This window comes from Winkia neuii subsp. neuii DSM 8576 (assembly GCF_000420405.1).
GTDB lineage: Bacteria > Actinomycetota > Actinomycetes > Actinomycetales > Actinomycetaceae > Winkia > Winkia neuii.
This window is the reverse complement of the sequence record NZ_ATUW01000019.1, coordinates 1-14,463: the sequence shown is the minus strand read 5'-3', so window position 1 is coordinate 14,463 and position 14,463 is coordinate 1. Positions and strand designations below refer to the sequence as shown.

Genomic DNA, 14,463 nt, shown 5'->3' with positions numbered 1-14,463 from the left:
ACTTGGGCCTGGGGAGACAACACCACCACCCAAACCCACACCCCCGGCGCCGCCTACCCCAACCAAACCATCACCCACGAATACGCCCCCGCCAAAAACCGCCAAATCACCCTCACCACCACCTGGGAAATCTACTACCAAGCCCCCGGCCTACCCAGCGCAAAACTAGACCAAAACCTACAAACCACCTCCCAATCCACCCCCTTCGAAGTCACCAACACCACCACCGTCCTAACCAACGACGCCGAAAAAGAACAAGGCCACTAACACCACACACCACACCCACACCACACACCCACACCACACGCCCTCACCAAACCCCAATACACGGCCTCGCCGCCCCAGAATGAAACTGCTTTTACATGCTTGCTACTAAAGACCGCAACAAAAGAAAGGGAGCCTATTGTTTAAAGAAATACGAGATCTTAAACCTGCTTCCGTATCGATATTCGTATTGGGTTTGGTAGCGTCATGGCTTTTTTCTCTTTCTCTTGGAATGACAATCGTTGGCGCGCAGGCTTCTAAAACAGATGCTGGCCAACAGTTCTCGGCGGTGGGAGGGCTTCAAATCGCTCTAACGACTCTGGCGGTGCTAATGTGTTTGCCCTCTGTTGTGAAAGTAGCCATACGCCGTGACTCTCGCCGGATAGCTCTTTGGCAGGTTATTGGAGCCTCCCCCAGAAGCGCTAGAGCGCGATATTTGTCAATAGTTGCTTTTAGTGCACTTGCTGGATCGGCAGTGGGAGGCTTTTTAGCGTTTCTATCCTGGCCTTCATTCGGCAAAGTCATAGCTTATACGGGATTTTTGATGCTACCTGCCCTATCAGATCCTCTAACCGTGTGGGCTTGGACCTTTGGGCCTGGTACCGCTTTTATAGTGTTGATTTTGGCTTTACTGTTGGGAACTAGGCAGCTGAATAAAATAGAACCTGTAGAGGCGGTAGCAGAAACCCCTGAGCCAGTTCCCTCCCGGCGCGTTGGCCGCGCAATATTTTCCATTATTATTGTCTTCGGCATGATCGCTAGTTACATTGCCATTGCAGCGACACCAAAGATTCAGGACCCGCAGAAGCTGAGCGGCCTCCTGTCCTCTTATTGGGGCACAGCTCTTGGGCTGTTGATAGCCTACGGCATATCTGATCGAGCTATCGTCAGGCCAGTCGTACAACTCGTGGGGCACCTAATCCCCCTAGCTAACCTAGATAGTTGGGTAATTGCTCGCACCTCTGCCCGCCGCCGCGCCACCCTGTCCACATCGGTGATCACCCCCCTCGTAGTAGCGGCAGCATCCGTTGGGAGCGTCTTCGGCATGGTCAATCAAACCAAGAACGTCACAATCGCCCTGGGAGCAAAAGAGGCGGACCTGCAAGTCAGCCCAACCAGTCAAATCGTGCTGATCTTTAGCGCTCCCGTAGTTATCGCAGCATTCTCCGGCGTTATTGCGGTATATCTGACGAATCGATGGAGGAAACACGACATTGCGTTGCTTGGCGCCTTGGGGGCAAGCGCATCCTCTATTAGATGGTCCGCAGTTTTTGAATGCCTAATATACTTCGTCTCAGCCGTCCTGATCTCAACACTAATCTTGGGGATCAACGCTGCGGCCATTGGCGCGGCGCTGGGACACGGACCGGTCCCTAAGGCGGGCCCCGTGTGGGTAGGAAACGAAACATATTACCTGCTAATAGCAGGCTTTTCACTACTAGCATTCTCGATTGTAATCCCGACATTCCACGAAACAAAGACGATCGACATGGCCGCCATCGTTCAATAAGGAAATGTGATGAACAATATTATTGCAACCCAGGATTTAAAGAAATCCTTTCCAATAAATAAGAAAGAACGAGAGCTCGTTCTTAGAGGAATTGATTTCTCTGTTTCCGAAAAAGAGTTCGTATCTATCGTCGGCCCTTCAGGATCGGGAAAATCTACGTTTCTTTATTGCATTTCTGGGCTCATGCAAGCGGACTCAGGGCACGCCCTCCTATGCGGCGTCGACTTGGTAAAGGCTTCTAGAAATGAACGAAGCCAGGCGCGCCGAAAAAACGTGAGTTTCATATTTCAAGATTATAATCTGGTGGACTCCATGACAGCAGTGGAAAATGTCAAGCTGGGGTTGCGTTTCGTTTCTAAGAAATTAGCAAAATCAGAACTAGATAACTTGTTCGAGAAGTTTGGCTTGTCCAAGCGAAAGAACTACTACCCTGCCCAGCTCTCAGGGGGACAACGCCAACGGGTAGCAATAATTAGAGCTCTAGCTGTGAAGCCTCACGTAATTTTTGCCGACGAGCCAACAGGGGCTTTAGATTCTAAATCCAGTGCCCTAGTAATAGATGAACTTTCTAAGCTTGGGCGCCAAGGCACCGCGGTTGTTATGGTGACCCACGATCTGGATGTGGCAGCTCAGGCGCAGCGGGCCGTTGTGCTACGCGATGGGGAATTAGTGGAAAATGTTACCCATCCGACGCGGGAACAATTATTCCTAAGTTCAAGGGGCCAAGCCCAAGTTTAGGGGGCGAGCCCAGCCGCCCTCGCACTAAAGAAAATAACACACCGCGGCTACCGCACCTTCACCTCCAACTGTCAGGGGTAGGTGGCACAATGTGGTTATGCCTATCCAGATGACTGACGATTTTGTCCGCGCGCTCGACCTGTTGCGTCAGGGCCGGTCACTGTTCATCACTGGCAATGCGGGAACAGGCAAATCCACTCTAATACGGCATTTCGTCCAACAGACCACAAAGAACGTGGTGGTAGCCGCACCTACGGGGGTGGCAGCGCTGAACGTGGGCGGTTACACCCTGCACAGGCTTTTTTCGTTCGCCCCCTCTACTACGGTTGACGAGGTGCGCATGGGGCAGGCGGCGCCAGGCAGGTTCGCTGGGCTGATTTCGCAGCTCGACACTCTGATTATCGATGAAGCTTCTATGGTGCGGGCCGATCTGTTCGACATGGTGTGTTACTCGTTGGAACGATACGGGCCCAAACCCGGTTCGCCACTGGGTGGGGTGCAGGTGGTGCTCGTAGGCGACCTGTATCAACTGCCACCGGTAGTTACTACCGCCGAAGAAGCATATTTTTCTGACGCCTACTCCAGCCCCTACTTTTTCTCGGCAGCTCACTATTTCCCGGAGCGCTTCCCCACAGTACAGCTCACCCACCAGTTCCGCCAAGCAGGGGATTCAAACCTTGCCTCCCTGCTGGGCGAACTGCGTTCAGGGGACGTCAACGAGCAGGTTATGTCCGCTTTGAACGCACGCGTCGACCCTGATTTTGAACCACCCAAAGGCGAATTTTGGCTTACCATAGCAACCACCAACAGGGTAGTGAGGGCGCGCAACCGCCGCCGCCTGGACGCCCTCGACGGGCAGTTGCACACCCATTTTGCTGCCCGTAGCGGCGACACCAAACGCTTCGAAGCTCCCACCGAGGACAAGCTGGAGTTCAAGGTTGGCGCCCAGGTGATGCTGCTCAATAATGATGCGGCTGGCAGGTGGGTGAACGGCTCACTGGGGGTGGTCGAATCCGTGGCCTTCCCCGAAGGAGACATTGAGGTGCAGGTGCGGCTGCGCAGTGGGAAGGTTGTGTCCGTCGGGGTGCACACGTGGGAGGTGACGCGTCCGGCGCTTTCGGCAGGTTCGCTCACTAACCAGGTGGTGGGCACATTCACGCAGCTGCCGTTCAAGCTTGCCTGGGCCGTCACCATCCACAAGTCGCAAGGGCAAACCCTCGAGCACGCCCTAATTGATCTGTCCGGGGGGATTTTTGCTCCCGGCCAGCTCTACGTGGCCCTGTCTAGGTGCAAGTCCCTGAAAGGAATCGTTTTGCGCCGGCAGATTCGCCCTCGGGACGTGAAAGTGGACCAGCGAGTGCGCGAGTTTTTAGCGGATCGCCTTGGCAAGCACACCCGGAAGCGCACGTTTTTGGGGGCGCTGTTTTGTGGCCGCGAGGACGGGTTCCAGCGCCCGCTCGAGGTTGCGATTTTGCGCGAGGACGGGTGGGCGTTCACGTCCCTTGTGAACCCCACGCGGGATGTGGGCGACGCTGCTGAACGCTACGGCGTGAGTGCCGCAGATTTACAATTGGCGCCCACCCTGGCCCAGCTTTGGCCCGCGATTGAGCCGATAATTGAGGGCACGGGCGTGGTCACGGCCAACGCCCGCCACGCGCTGAAGGTGTTCGATGACGAGTTGAAGCGGACGGGGATTGTGGCTCCGCTAAAGCATTTTGCCCTCGCGCAGGTTAAGGGGAACGCGCATGCGGAGACCGCCTTCGAAGTGGCGTCGTTGGCTGCGTCGGGTGCCGTAGAGGGCGACTTGTACGCATACCAGCCAGCCACCACCGGCGTTTCGGGGTGGGCGCTGCCGCGCGGGGCCGGCAAGATTGTGCCTTTCGGTTACGTGGAAGTGGTGGCAAAAATGTTGCAGGAGCGGCTCCAGAACATGGATCTGACCGCCGAATCTTGCCAAATAGTCGACCGTTTCAATGCCGAATACGACCAGCATGTGCGCTACCGTTACGCCGGATTACAAATGCCGTTAGCGGACCTGCTAAAGCAGGGAACCCGGGTTTGTTTCACGGGCACCGCCTACGACGGCACCAAAACCTACGAGCGTTCAGACATGGAACTCCTCGCCGTATCAGCCGGGCTAGAAGTAAAATCTTCAGTAACCAAAACCCGCTGCGACCTGCTGATCGCTGCTGACACATCCAGCATGTCCGTGAAAGCCCGCAAGGCACGCGCGTTAGGCAAGCCAATCTACAGTGCCACCGAATTCCTCACCTGGGCCAAAGTCCAAGGCGAAATCTAGTATTTTGCTAGGGCCGGGGTGGCGCGGTAGGGGCCCCGCTATACCTTTGCAATTGCTTTCCGCCAGCGCGGGGGCATGCTATGCTCGCAGGTGCGGGCCGATAGGCAGCCCACTAGGGGCAGCCGATTCGGCCCGCACTCATGCCCCCGCTCGCGCGGGGAAAAGCGACCTTTTCTAGCTCGCAAACCTCGCTGTAAGGAATTACCCCCGCTCACGCGAGGAAAATACGGGGCCACCAGCAATTCTACAGGGCGATTACTCGTTCTCGCGTGGCTACAGCTCGTCTGAACTAGAACGGTTCCCGAGCCGCCCAACCGAGGCAAGCTCGCACACGCCCGATGCTAGTGCGCTACTAATTGAATACCATCTATGTCTACTATCTGCCTGCTAGCATCGCCACACGTGCGAACTTCAAACCCTTGTTCGTTTTCATTGTTAGAAACAATTAGTGTCATGGCGCCCCCGCTTGCTGCCTCATTGCAGCGTTCCCAAAGATTTTCAACTACAACAGGTGAAGCGTTACCTACGTATACCCCTTGAGAAACTTCGGACAGGAATCTACTTAGGTATCCGTGTAGATGCTCCGGTATTGCAGTAGCCGTGACAACAGCAAACATCACGAGTCCTTGCCATACTGAATATGCCCCGCTACCTCTTCCCCGACCGATCCGATCAAACGGTCGTCGTCACGACGGGGAAGATGCGGTGATAGAACCTGCATTAGAGCATCCAAAATCCCAACCACTATCTGTTTTTCGAAGATGGCTTCCCTAATTTTCCTTCGAACGAATATAAGTGGGTCTTCAGCAGTTGTCGCAGAAAAAGCTAGCGGTATGGTCATAGTTGGTTTATACAGATCAGCTAAATCAAAAAGTAATGATCGCACATTGCCTCTATGTATTATTCCGAGTGCAGGATTTACCCCTATCGCAGAACAGGCCGCCCCAGCGCAGCCGTAAAGTATCGAATTCGCAAGATTCAAACTGACATTCACTACGTCGTCTCCGTTAGAATCGCGCCTAAATCCCTTTATTCCGTACTTCTTAGCTTGTGTTTTGTACACGTTACGTATAGTGCGCCCTTCAAGGCCCCGCATCGCATTAATGGTTCCGCCGGGCATATTTTCGATGCCTAATTGCAGCTTATATAGGTATAGGGCAGCCTGAATCTGATGTTCCTCGTTGGCAACCAGACGGGCTTGCGCTATAGCCCATTTCGCCGATGAGGTTAGGGGGCTGGCGTGAGTGTAACAACTTATTCCTCCCCCGCCACAGAACATTATTACTACGCCTGATCTTGCGCATGAAACAGCAGCAGCGTGGCTCAAGCTCGTTCCCGGCCCCAGCAAAAGCACTGCCATACCCGCAACAGGAAGTTGTAACTTGGTAGTTTTAGGGCCATTCCGATCGTGGTCTTCGCCCTCGCTTATTGCAATAACTCCAGTGCGATCTTGACGAATTAGGCAGTATTCCAAATAGAGGTAACTAATCCTATCTTCCAATCTAACCTGGTGGTTAGTGGGAATAGTTGAAAATGTCAACGCATCTTGGGAGTAGGGCACTAGTTATCACCGACAGTTAAACCCACGTTCGGGTCATAGAATTGGAGCGCGTTCGGAATGAAGTAATATCTTGCTAAGAGCGATTTTGATTGTGTTAGAGCTACTTTCTCTGCCAGAACAGCCGCATATTTGCTGCCTTCTGGTATAGGAATTGAACCACGCATTGCAGCCTTGATCAGCTCCTGGTCACTACCACGTGCGGCTAAGAGTTTCTCTGCACTACCTTCCCATCCGCCGGGTATAACCCCAGTCGGATCGCCCAATATGCATTGAATGGTATTTCTTTTTATGAATCTGGTGGACGCCTCGTCCTCGCTGGATTGTTTCGGGGCTGTCATTGCTATCAGCGTCCCCAACGTCACCCCTTTTTTCGTAAGGTCACCGAGTTTGTTTGCAACAGCCAGGCCTTCTTGCGCTTTGAGTACTTCGTCTGCGAGCTGTTCCGTTGCTCCCTCAAAATCTTCAGCGATAGTATCTAAAGTTACTTTCGAATAATCAATAAAGTCCTGGCAGTCATCGGGCATTTTCATCATGTGGTGGCCGTTGAGCCAGTTCCAGGTACGGCGCAGTTCCGCATCAAAATAAGGGCGCACCTGGAAACCAGCATCATTGTCGATCTTCACAACAGTCATAGGTAGGTGCACAGCGCCTGGAATCCTGAGGGTTCGATTTATATCTTCACGCCGCCAAACACGGCCAGCACGTTGAATTAGCGAGGGCGCCGGACACAATTCCGTCCTCATTACGTCTAAGTCAATATCTAGTGATGCCTCAATTGCTTGGGTACCCACCACTGTTAGGCCTTCACCTTTTTTGCCTGGCCCGATAGTTTTTTCTAATAGCTCAGCGTTTTGCCTGCGATGTTCTGCGGTCATACGCGAGTGCAAGATGATTGTGTGGTCACCTATTTCCTTGGCCACTTTTTGTGCCCGCTCTACGGTGTTACAGATGATCCCAATGCGTGCTTTAGGGTATTTAGCGCGCATCTTTTTCACCCAGGTTACGTGGTTTGGGACCAATGCATCGTAGGAGCTATTTTCGGTGGTGAAAGCTATTTTGTATTCGCGCACTGTTGGGATAGAGAGTTTACCTTCACACTCGCCAACCTGGAGATTTTCTAAGGCAGGAAACTGGGCTTTATCGGTTGGAGGCTTCCCACAGTAGGCGTTCAAAAAGTCAGTGCGCTGTTGGCTAGGAAGTGTTGCAGTCAGTAGTGTCACGCGTGTATTTGTTGCCCGCAACCATGCTAGGAGATTCTCTACGAGTTTCGTTTGGTAAGGGTCCAACGTGTGCGCCTCGTCAATTACTACGTGCGCGTTAGCTAAAGCAAGTAGACGCAGATGGGTCCATTTTGCCGGCAGAGTCGCTAATAACCCTTGATCCACTGTGCCTACGCATATGGGTGCTAGCAGGCGGGAACTGCCGCTTTTCACGAAATCTGTGTAGTATAAACCGCCCTCTTTTTTATCGGAGGCAACGGTAACCGGTTGCGCGTAGAGATCTTCGACTGATGCTAATCCGTGCGCCAGGGCGGCCACGTTAGGCGTGTGCTCATAGATTTTGTGGATTCTACGCATCAAAGCGTTTGAAGTCGCTTGCGTGGGAAGCAAAAAGATCAGGCGTTCGTCCCGGGTGGAATGACGTAATATGGCCGCTTCAGTTTTCCCGCCCCCGGTAGGGGCCATAACGTTCCAGATGCCTCCCCCTACTCGCAGAGCTTCTTCTTGCATTGGCCTAGGTTGGTTCCCGCCAAGTATCTCGGCAATTGCAGCCTGCTGGTTTTCCCATCCCTTATAAATCCCAAGGGTGTTTTTTATTCGCTCTAACGCGGAGGTAGCTGCCTTGTCGATCCAGTGTTTTGGCTTTTCAAGGCTAATTTGCCCATCAGCGGCGAGGTTAGCGCGCGCCTGCACCCAGTCGGTTCCCGAAGCTATCCGATCGGCTAATATTACTAGCCCCGCCAGGAGCACAGTAGTAACTCCCGAGGCCAGCCTGGGTAATTCACTAATGCCGCACGCGGTTTTTATTGCCTCTAGGAGGTCCCGTTGAATGGGTTCCCAGTTACGTGTCGCCAGGATTTGGTCAAGTTCTTGTTCCTGCCGTTCCTCTTCGGCAGGTTCTGTAAAGCGCCCGTGGTGGCCAAGCGCAGGTATCCCCCACCAGGCGCGGCGCAAGTTTGTACCAGCCTCGAGCGGTTTCGGGCTTAACGCGATCGCACCCACGCGCTCATGCCTGGTCAGATAGGGTTTAGCACTTGGTGGTACCGGAATTTCGTCCTCATCTAAGAAAGTGCACTGCTCCTCTTGTAAGATGGCCGCTCGGATACGCTCAAAAGCCTCATTGCTGTTGCGCGGTTGGGCCTGAAAGTAAGGGTTTGCCTTGCCAATATCATGCGTACCGGCGATGTAGGCAATTATCTTTACCGTCTCTGTTTGATCGCCGTCAGATAAGTCTTCGGCAATTTGCTCGCGCAGCCCTGGCCGCAGCCAGCCCATGTAAAGTTGCTTGGCAATTGCCGCCGTATCCAGCAAGTGAGCAAGCAGCGGGTACGGGCGGTCTAGCCCTATCTCTTTCGCCCAAATCCGCTGGTGGGTGTCCACCGCTACCGCACTGCTTGTACAGATAGCAGGCCACAGCCGTAGGATTTAGCCCTGCCCACGCCGTTGATAATAAGGTTTTCTAAAGCGTCCGAATCGCCCACCTTAGCCACTCCGTCTATTGTGTCTACCTGAACTAACACGCCGTTCTTGTTTTTCCCATTGCGGTTTGCGCCCAAGAGTTGGCGCTGGTGGGAGACAATTTCAATTTCGTTTAGAGCGCCCCGCAGCTTACCTGCAAGCCACTCACTGAGGTGGGGCACGCCCTCTGGCGCTTCTTCAAAATCGGCGGGTATCGGGGTTACGCCTTTGGCGCCTTTTCGTTGAATTGCGTTTACCGCAAGCCGGAAACGGACCACACTTCCCGAGGGCGGAGGCGTCAGATCAACTTCTTTGATTTCTATTTGCCCTACAAGATCACCTTCCTGAGGCCGCGCCAAGGACTGGACCAAAAAATAGGGGGCCTGACCTGGCAGAAATTCAAAGCGAAAGAGAATTTTGCCATGTTCACGAGGGTTAGCATTGTTGGTCTGCCCAAACAGTGCCATGACTGCCCTGTGCCGGAAGTTAGGATCGTTCACATCCCAACCCTTACTTGGTTTATGGGCGGCACCTCTACCGAGCGCGGCGTGCACTGGAAAGCGTGTAAGGAAAGCCGTTGTACCCAATTCATCCTCTTTTCTACTGACGAACTAGTAGTATTTCACCGCATCAGACTAGTAAGATTAACTGTCTTTCACACTAGCCTAAAAACCGGCCTGAGCGAAGACTTATTTATAATTTTTTATAAGCTTGCTATAGGTGGGGGTACCACGTGCTAGCCTTCAAGAAACAGAAAGGAGCGCTAGTGAAGTACAACGCTTTGCGTGGCCCTAAGTGGATAGGCCTAGCCACCGGACCGGCAACGGTAGAAGAGGCCTTACTAGCTGCGCATACTACTAATCTAGACCCCAACGTGCCCGGCTACGAATACGGCGCACAGCTCCGTTTCTTGGCATATCTTTTGCCGCTAGTTCTAAGGAATATTGATTCTTCCATTGTAGATACAGAAGAAAAATATATAGACTCAGACGAACTACTGGAAAACGGTTTACCAGCAGCGGTCGTGAATAAAACTCTAGACAAGCTGCTTGAAGTATCGTATTTAGACAGTCCTGATAAGCCGTTTATGCAACAGCCGGCTGCCAAACATCCTGACTCAACAACTAAGTTTCGCCCCAAAGAGGACACAGTCCGAAAATTGCTCCCCACGGTGCCTTCTGAGCAAGGCGATTCTTTTTGGGACCTTTCATTGCCCGAGCAGGAATCCCTACACTCAGCTTCCGCGGCTAGATCCTTGGTGGTGCACAGTTTTTACTCCATGGCAGGGAACGGAAAGTACGCTAACCGAAAAATGCAGATGGGAGCCCCAGGGATACGATTTTTGGGCAAAGAAAATAGCGCCACAGAAATATTTTGGCGAGGCCGCAACCTCTTGGAAACCCTCTTAGGACTGATTCCTTGGAAGTGGGTACAGGGGTCTGGCCTACCTGCATGGGCAGATAGGGAAGGCCGGGAATCAAAGTCCGCTGATGGGCATCATCCGCTCTGGTGCGCATCTTGGAGTTCTAACGCGCCCGCTTGTCGCTGGGAGAACGGTAGGCTCCTACAAGTTCGCATAGGAGGCATACCCGAGCAATGGTATGCACTCGAAATGGGAACACATAGCGGTTCTTCTGCCGAGCGAAAGGCCGCCGCAAAAGCCTGGTGGGATACCAGAAATTTAACCGACCCCCTTTATTTGTACATAACCGGCAACGATGGTAAGCCACACGCCGCAAGAATGGACATAGGTGACGACCCCACAAAACTTGCCGTAGAGTGGGCCGCTCGTCAAAACATACCCAAGTTTGCTGGTCGAGACTGTTTAGCACCGGTCCCTCGCGCACACCGGAGCCTATGCTTCATTAGGCACCAAATAGGGAAAACGGCACAGTCTCCAGGAATTTTAGCGTCAGTTGTATATTTCCCAGATCCCTCCAAATGGGTACTGGACCTGAACGAAGAACTGCAAGCTGCGGTTCGCGACTGTGCCCTTATGATTCAGGGCTTACTTCGCGCGGTAAGTGCTCCTTTCCGGCGGGCACGTAAGGAAGACACAGATCCTGAAGGGCGCAGTTACGCACTGGATCCGCTTGCTACTAGAAAAACCGACGTAGTAAATGTTTTTTGGCGCAATATCAGCGACGCATACCAAGACTTTATTCGCAGTATCCAAGATACTGAATCCTCAACATTGCCCCGCGAGCTATACCAGAGGGCAGTGGATGCTTCTTTATCAGCATTTGACGAAATAACAGAAGCCTACGCTCAAATTTATCCCGATCGCATCGGATTCGTTAGAAGTAGAGTGTCCTATAACCTCCGGAAAACGGCTAACCTGATCACTCCAAAGAAAGACGTGAAGAAATGAACGAAGTGAGTTCGACGCCGGCATATAAAGAGCTCGTTTACAAGATTCTTAACTGGAGGGAGGAGGGAAGGCGACGTGAGCTTTCAGCCATCCGCAAGGGGGCCGTTAGCCAGACCGAGTTCTACGCCTACCCATACGTTATTCCTTACGCTCAGAATCCTGAACGTGACGATGAACGCATTGCGTTGCTTCGTGTTGCAGCCATTATTGCTGAATTCGCAAACGTGCCACAGGCTGAAGCCGAGCTACGGAAACATACGCTCGGGCTCTGGGTACGCCAGGTTGCGGCAGCCCGGTCAGATCTTCGCGGTAGCGACACTGTTATCGAGAATCGGCTTACATACATCCACACCCAACCACTCGAGCAGGCTATTCTGACTATTAGACGTATTTTTCAGATAGCATCCTCCAACAAAAACGCTTGTCCGGCTATCGACTACGTAAATTTACTTCATACCTTTTTAAGGTGGGGAAAGGGAGTATCACAAACCTCAAAACAATCACGATTGCGCATATTGCGCGATTATTACTCCTTTGTTCCACAAACCTCAGAATTAAACAAACCCTTAGAACAAACAGATCACGAGGACTAATATGTACCGCAATCTTACTCTGCACATCCTTACCCCAGTCAGCTATTCCAACCTCAACCGCGATGATTCCGGCGTTCCTAAGCGTATATATCAAGGGGGCGCTTTGCGGGCCATGCACTCCTCACAGGCTATAAAAAAGGGGATTCGTACTATCTACGAGAATGCCTCACTCGACACATCTGTACGATCAGGGGCTTTGGCAGACGAAGTGCTACGCACAGCTTTGAAGATCAAACAAGATGCCGATCAAAAACAAGTATTGAAACATGCGAAGAAAATAATCGGTTCTCTTACCAAGAGCTCGTCGTCGGAGAATGAGGCATCTCGCTCCTCTTGGATGAGCCAAGAAGAGATCCAGACTGCAGCAACGGCCGCTCTTGCCAATTCTGACAGTGATTTCATTGCCGATGGACAGACTGGCAGCCTTGCTATTGCTAGCTTCGGCCGGATGTTCGCCAACAAAGCTGAAAAAGGCACAGAGGCAGCGCTGAGTGTATCCCCCGCACTCACAACTCACCAGGCCAACATTGACAACGACTATTTCTCCACCACTGACGATATAAGGGAACGCAACCATCAAACTGGCGCTACCTTCCTGGGGGTCGCGAACTACACGAACGGCATTTTCTACAGAACCGTGACCATAGACCGCGAGCAGCTGAAAAAGAGCTGGACAGGCTTTGGCAAGGCTGACTCCGAGTCAAATCTGCGCGAACTCATAAACGCTATTCTTTATGGGCAACCTCGAGGCAAAGAACACTCAACAGCCCCGTATGCAATGCCTGCGGTAGTTGTTGTAGAAGAGCAGCGCTACCGCACCGCATATGACTTTGAAACGCCGGTTGAGCCGGCCGAGAGCGGTGGTTACCTCGAATCTAGCGTTCAACGTCTTGCCGAGCAATACGCTGCCGCGCGGCGATTCGATCCGGACAACTTCGGGCCTTGCCAGATCGTTTCCGGCACCTACGGCAATCTCGACGGACGCTTTGGAGACCTACGTGTGGCCACGAAGAAGGAGCTTGTAGATGCTGTAGTCGCATGGATCGGTTCTGATGAGTAAGTCCATATACCTTCGGCTAGCCGGCCCATTACAATCGTGGACCGGCATGAAAATAACCGGCAACGTGGCGCATACTAACCGCTTTCCCACAGCTAGCGGTTTGAAAGGTCTCTTAGCTGGGGCACTGGGATATAAGCGTGGGAGCTGGGAAGACTGGTTAGATGAGGTTTTCTTTTCGGTACGGCAAGATCGGCCCGGTCGCGTAGTTGACGAATTCCAAACCATAAACCCGCCGTACAAAGAAGAGATGTTCCGCAGGCGCATCATTATCGCACATAATCTACGGGCGAGCGATAAAAGCATGAGCTTTACTCCTGATGCTCAAAGCGGCACCGCAATTTCGAAACGGACGTATCTAGCTGACTCTGAATTTATAGTTCAGATTACTTGTGCTGACCATACTAAAGATATTGCAGCCGCCCTACGTGACCCCACATATAGCACCTACCTAGGCAGGAAGGCATTCGCACCTTCCTTTCCATTTTACCTTGGTATAGGTCCCACAAAAGATTTCGCGAAATTGCCACTATTCGTAACGAACAGCAACTCAAAAGAACGGTTCGCCACTATAAAGGACTATGTTCCCGGACAGGAATTAGCACCTAGACGCCAGCAATTCACCACTGTTGGCACACGAGAACAATGGTACGCAAGTCTGAAGGAAAAGCTGCAGCTCTAACGCCTAAAAGACTCAGGAATGGTTGCTGACGCGGCCCCTACGTTGATCAATCACAGGGCATGCAACTTACGACAGGGAATATCCTTAAATAGCCTGAAACCAATACGGTTAGGTGTAGATAAGAATGGCCACTACTGCAACTAAATGCAACAGCTACAGAAACGGCTAGGATATATTAAACGATTATTCCTACATGTATCTGAGTTACGCGTAACTGGCCGCTGAACAGCCCTCGAGTAGCATTTACCGAAATTTCTCCCTGTTTTGTTCTCCCGGGTAAAAGGACCTGTCCGCCCCATATAGCGAGACTTCCCAGGAATTACCCCCGCTCACGCGGGGAAAAGCCCGCCCAGCCTGGCACGCGCACAACCGAAAGGGAATTACCCCCGCTCGCGCGGGGAAAAGGCAACCATGTTCCAAAGGCTTTCATTAGACCAGGAATTACCCCCGCTCGCGCGGGGAAAAGGACACTTTTTTATACATAGCATACGCGGCCCGGAATTACCCCCGCTCGCGCGGGGAAAAGGTAAGCAGCACATCCCCGCCTGCCGCCTGTAGGGAATTACCCCCGCTCGCGCGGGGAAAAGATGCCAACAGCATATTGTTGAATGCTAAACCGGGAATTACCCCCGCTCGCGCGGGGAAAAGCGGTTGGACAGGCATAGGTCGGAGTCCATGTTGGAATTACCCCCGCTCGCGCGGGGAAAAGG

Annotated in this window: 11 protein-coding genes, 1 pseudogene and 1 CRISPR repeat array; of the genes and pseudogenes, 8 read left to right on the top strand and 4 right to left on the bottom strand. The window is 52.6% G+C overall.

The genetic code is table 11. The annotated features are described in order from the left end of the window. The 4 genes and pseudogenes from G437_RS11455 to G437_RS0110135 form a co-directional block, all read left to right on the top strand. Positions 1-267, top strand: a pseudogene (locus G437_RS11455) (hypothetical protein); the annotation flags it as partial. Between the two features lie 229 nt (positions 268-496). After that, positions 497-1,774 (top strand): FtsX-like permease family protein, encoded by a 1,278-nt coding sequence (locus G437_RS0110145; RefSeq protein ID WP_208854304.1) that lies wholly within the window; start codon positions 497-499, stop codon positions 1,772-1,774. Between the two features lie 9 nt (positions 1,775-1,783). Then, the gene (locus G437_RS0110140) at positions 1,784-2,512 is read left to right on the top strand and encodes an ABC transporter ATP-binding protein (protein ID WP_024332438.1); all 729 of its coding nucleotides are present in this window, start codon (positions 1,784-1,786) and stop codon (positions 2,510-2,512) included. Between the two features lie 97 nt (positions 2,513-2,609). Further along, positions 2,610-4,811 carry an AAA family ATPase gene (locus G437_RS0110135; protein WP_024332437.1) on the top strand — a complete coding sequence of 734 codons (2,202 nt, stop codon included), beginning with the start codon at positions 2,610-2,612 and terminating at the stop codon, positions 4,809-4,811. 341 nt (positions 4,812-5,152) lie between these two features. Here G437_RS0110135 and cas2e read toward each other — a convergent pair whose 3' ends face one another. Genes cas2e through G437_RS0110115 form a run of 4 tightly spaced genes read right to left on the bottom strand, consistent with a single transcriptional unit; the run spans position 5,153 to position 9,604 of the window. Further along, positions 5,153-5,428 carry a type I-E CRISPR-associated endoribonuclease Cas2e gene (gene cas2e / locus G437_RS0110130; RefSeq protein WP_024332436.1) on the bottom strand — a complete coding sequence of 92 codons (276 nt, stop codon included), beginning with the start codon at positions 5,426-5,428 and terminating at the stop codon, positions 5,153-5,155. Then, a complete protein-coding gene (gene cas1e / locus G437_RS0110125; RefSeq protein WP_024332435.1) occupies positions 5,428-6,372 on the bottom strand; it encodes a type I-E CRISPR-associated endonuclease Cas1e in 945 nt (314 codons plus the stop codon). The genes cas2e and cas1e overlap by 1 nt, the downstream gene beginning before the upstream one ends. Further along, positions 6,372-8,972 (bottom strand): CRISPR-associated helicase/endonuclease Cas3, encoded by a 2,601-nt coding sequence (locus G437_RS0110120; protein ID WP_024332434.1) that lies wholly within the window; start codon positions 8,970-8,972, stop codon positions 6,372-6,374. The genes cas1e and G437_RS0110120 overlap by 1 nt, the downstream gene beginning before the upstream one ends. Before the next feature lie 2 nt (positions 8,973-8,974). Then, entirely contained in the window at positions 8,975-9,604 is a 630-nt protein-coding gene (locus G437_RS0110115; protein WP_269431447.1) for a type I-E CRISPR-associated protein Cas6/Cse3/CasE, read from the bottom strand. A 212-nt stretch (positions 9,605-9,816) separates the two neighbouring features. Here G437_RS0110115 and G437_RS0110110 point away from each other — a divergent pair, with 212 nt between their 5' ends. The 4 genes from G437_RS0110110 to cas5e are packed head-to-tail and all read left to right on the top strand — an operon-like array spanning position 9,817 to position 13,753. Continuing rightward, the gene (locus G437_RS0110110) at positions 9,817-11,421 is read left to right on the top strand and encodes a type I-E CRISPR-associated protein Cse1/CasA (RefSeq protein WP_024332432.1); all 1,605 of its coding nucleotides are present in this window, start codon (positions 9,817-9,819) and stop codon (positions 11,419-11,421) included. A gap of 5 nt (positions 11,422-11,426) precedes the next feature. Beyond that, on the top strand, positions 11,427-12,014 hold the full coding sequence (casB, locus tag G437_RS0110105) for a type I-E CRISPR-associated protein Cse2/CasB (protein WP_158237500.1): 588 nt from the start codon (positions 11,427-11,429) through the stop codon (positions 12,012-12,014). A gap of 1 nt (position 12,015) precedes the next feature. After that, the gene (locus tag G437_RS0110100; RefSeq protein ID WP_024332430.1) at positions 12,016-13,074 is read left to right on the top strand and encodes a type I-E CRISPR-associated protein Cas7/Cse4/CasC; all 1,059 of its coding nucleotides are present in this window, start codon (positions 12,016-12,018) and stop codon (positions 13,072-13,074) included. After that, positions 13,067-13,753, top strand: coding sequence for a type I-E CRISPR-associated protein Cas5/CasD (cas5e, locus tag G437_RS0110095; protein ID WP_024332429.1), 687 nt, complete (start codon positions 13,067-13,069; stop codon positions 13,751-13,753). Before G437_RS0110100 ends, cas5e begins: the two co-directional genes overlap by 8 nt. Positions 13,754-14,068: 315 nt before the next feature. Then, positions 14,069-14,462: a CRISPR direct-repeat array (repeat unit 29 nt; unit sequence GGAATTACCCCCGCTCGCGCGGGGAAAAG). Between the last annotated feature and the right edge of the window lies 1 nt (position 14,463).

What these genes read in the sequence shown, in the direction of transcription:
- G437_RS0110145 (WP_208854304.1), top strand. Translation starts at nt 497, where the DNA reads ATGACAATCGTTGGCGCGCAGGCTTCTAAAACAGATGCTGGCCAACAG.
- G437_RS0110140 (WP_024332438.1), top strand. Translation starts at nt 1,784, where the DNA reads ATGAACAATATTATTGCAACCCAGGATTTAAAGAAATCCTTTCCAATA.
- G437_RS0110135 (WP_024332437.1), top strand. Translation starts at nt 2,610, where the DNA reads ATGCCTATCCAGATGACTGACGATTTTGTCCGCGCGCTCGACCTGTTG.
- cas2e (WP_024332436.1), bottom strand. Translation starts at nt 5,428, where the DNA reads ATGTTTGCTGTTGTCACGGCTACTGCAATACCGGAGCATCTACACGGA.
- G437_RS0110100 (WP_024332430.1), top strand. Translation starts at nt 12,016, where the DNA reads ATGTACCGCAATCTTACTCTGCACATCCTTACCCCAGTCAGCTATTCC.
- cas5e (WP_024332429.1), top strand. Translation starts at nt 13,067, where the DNA reads ATGAGTAAGTCCATATACCTTCGGCTAGCCGGCCCATTACAATCGTGG.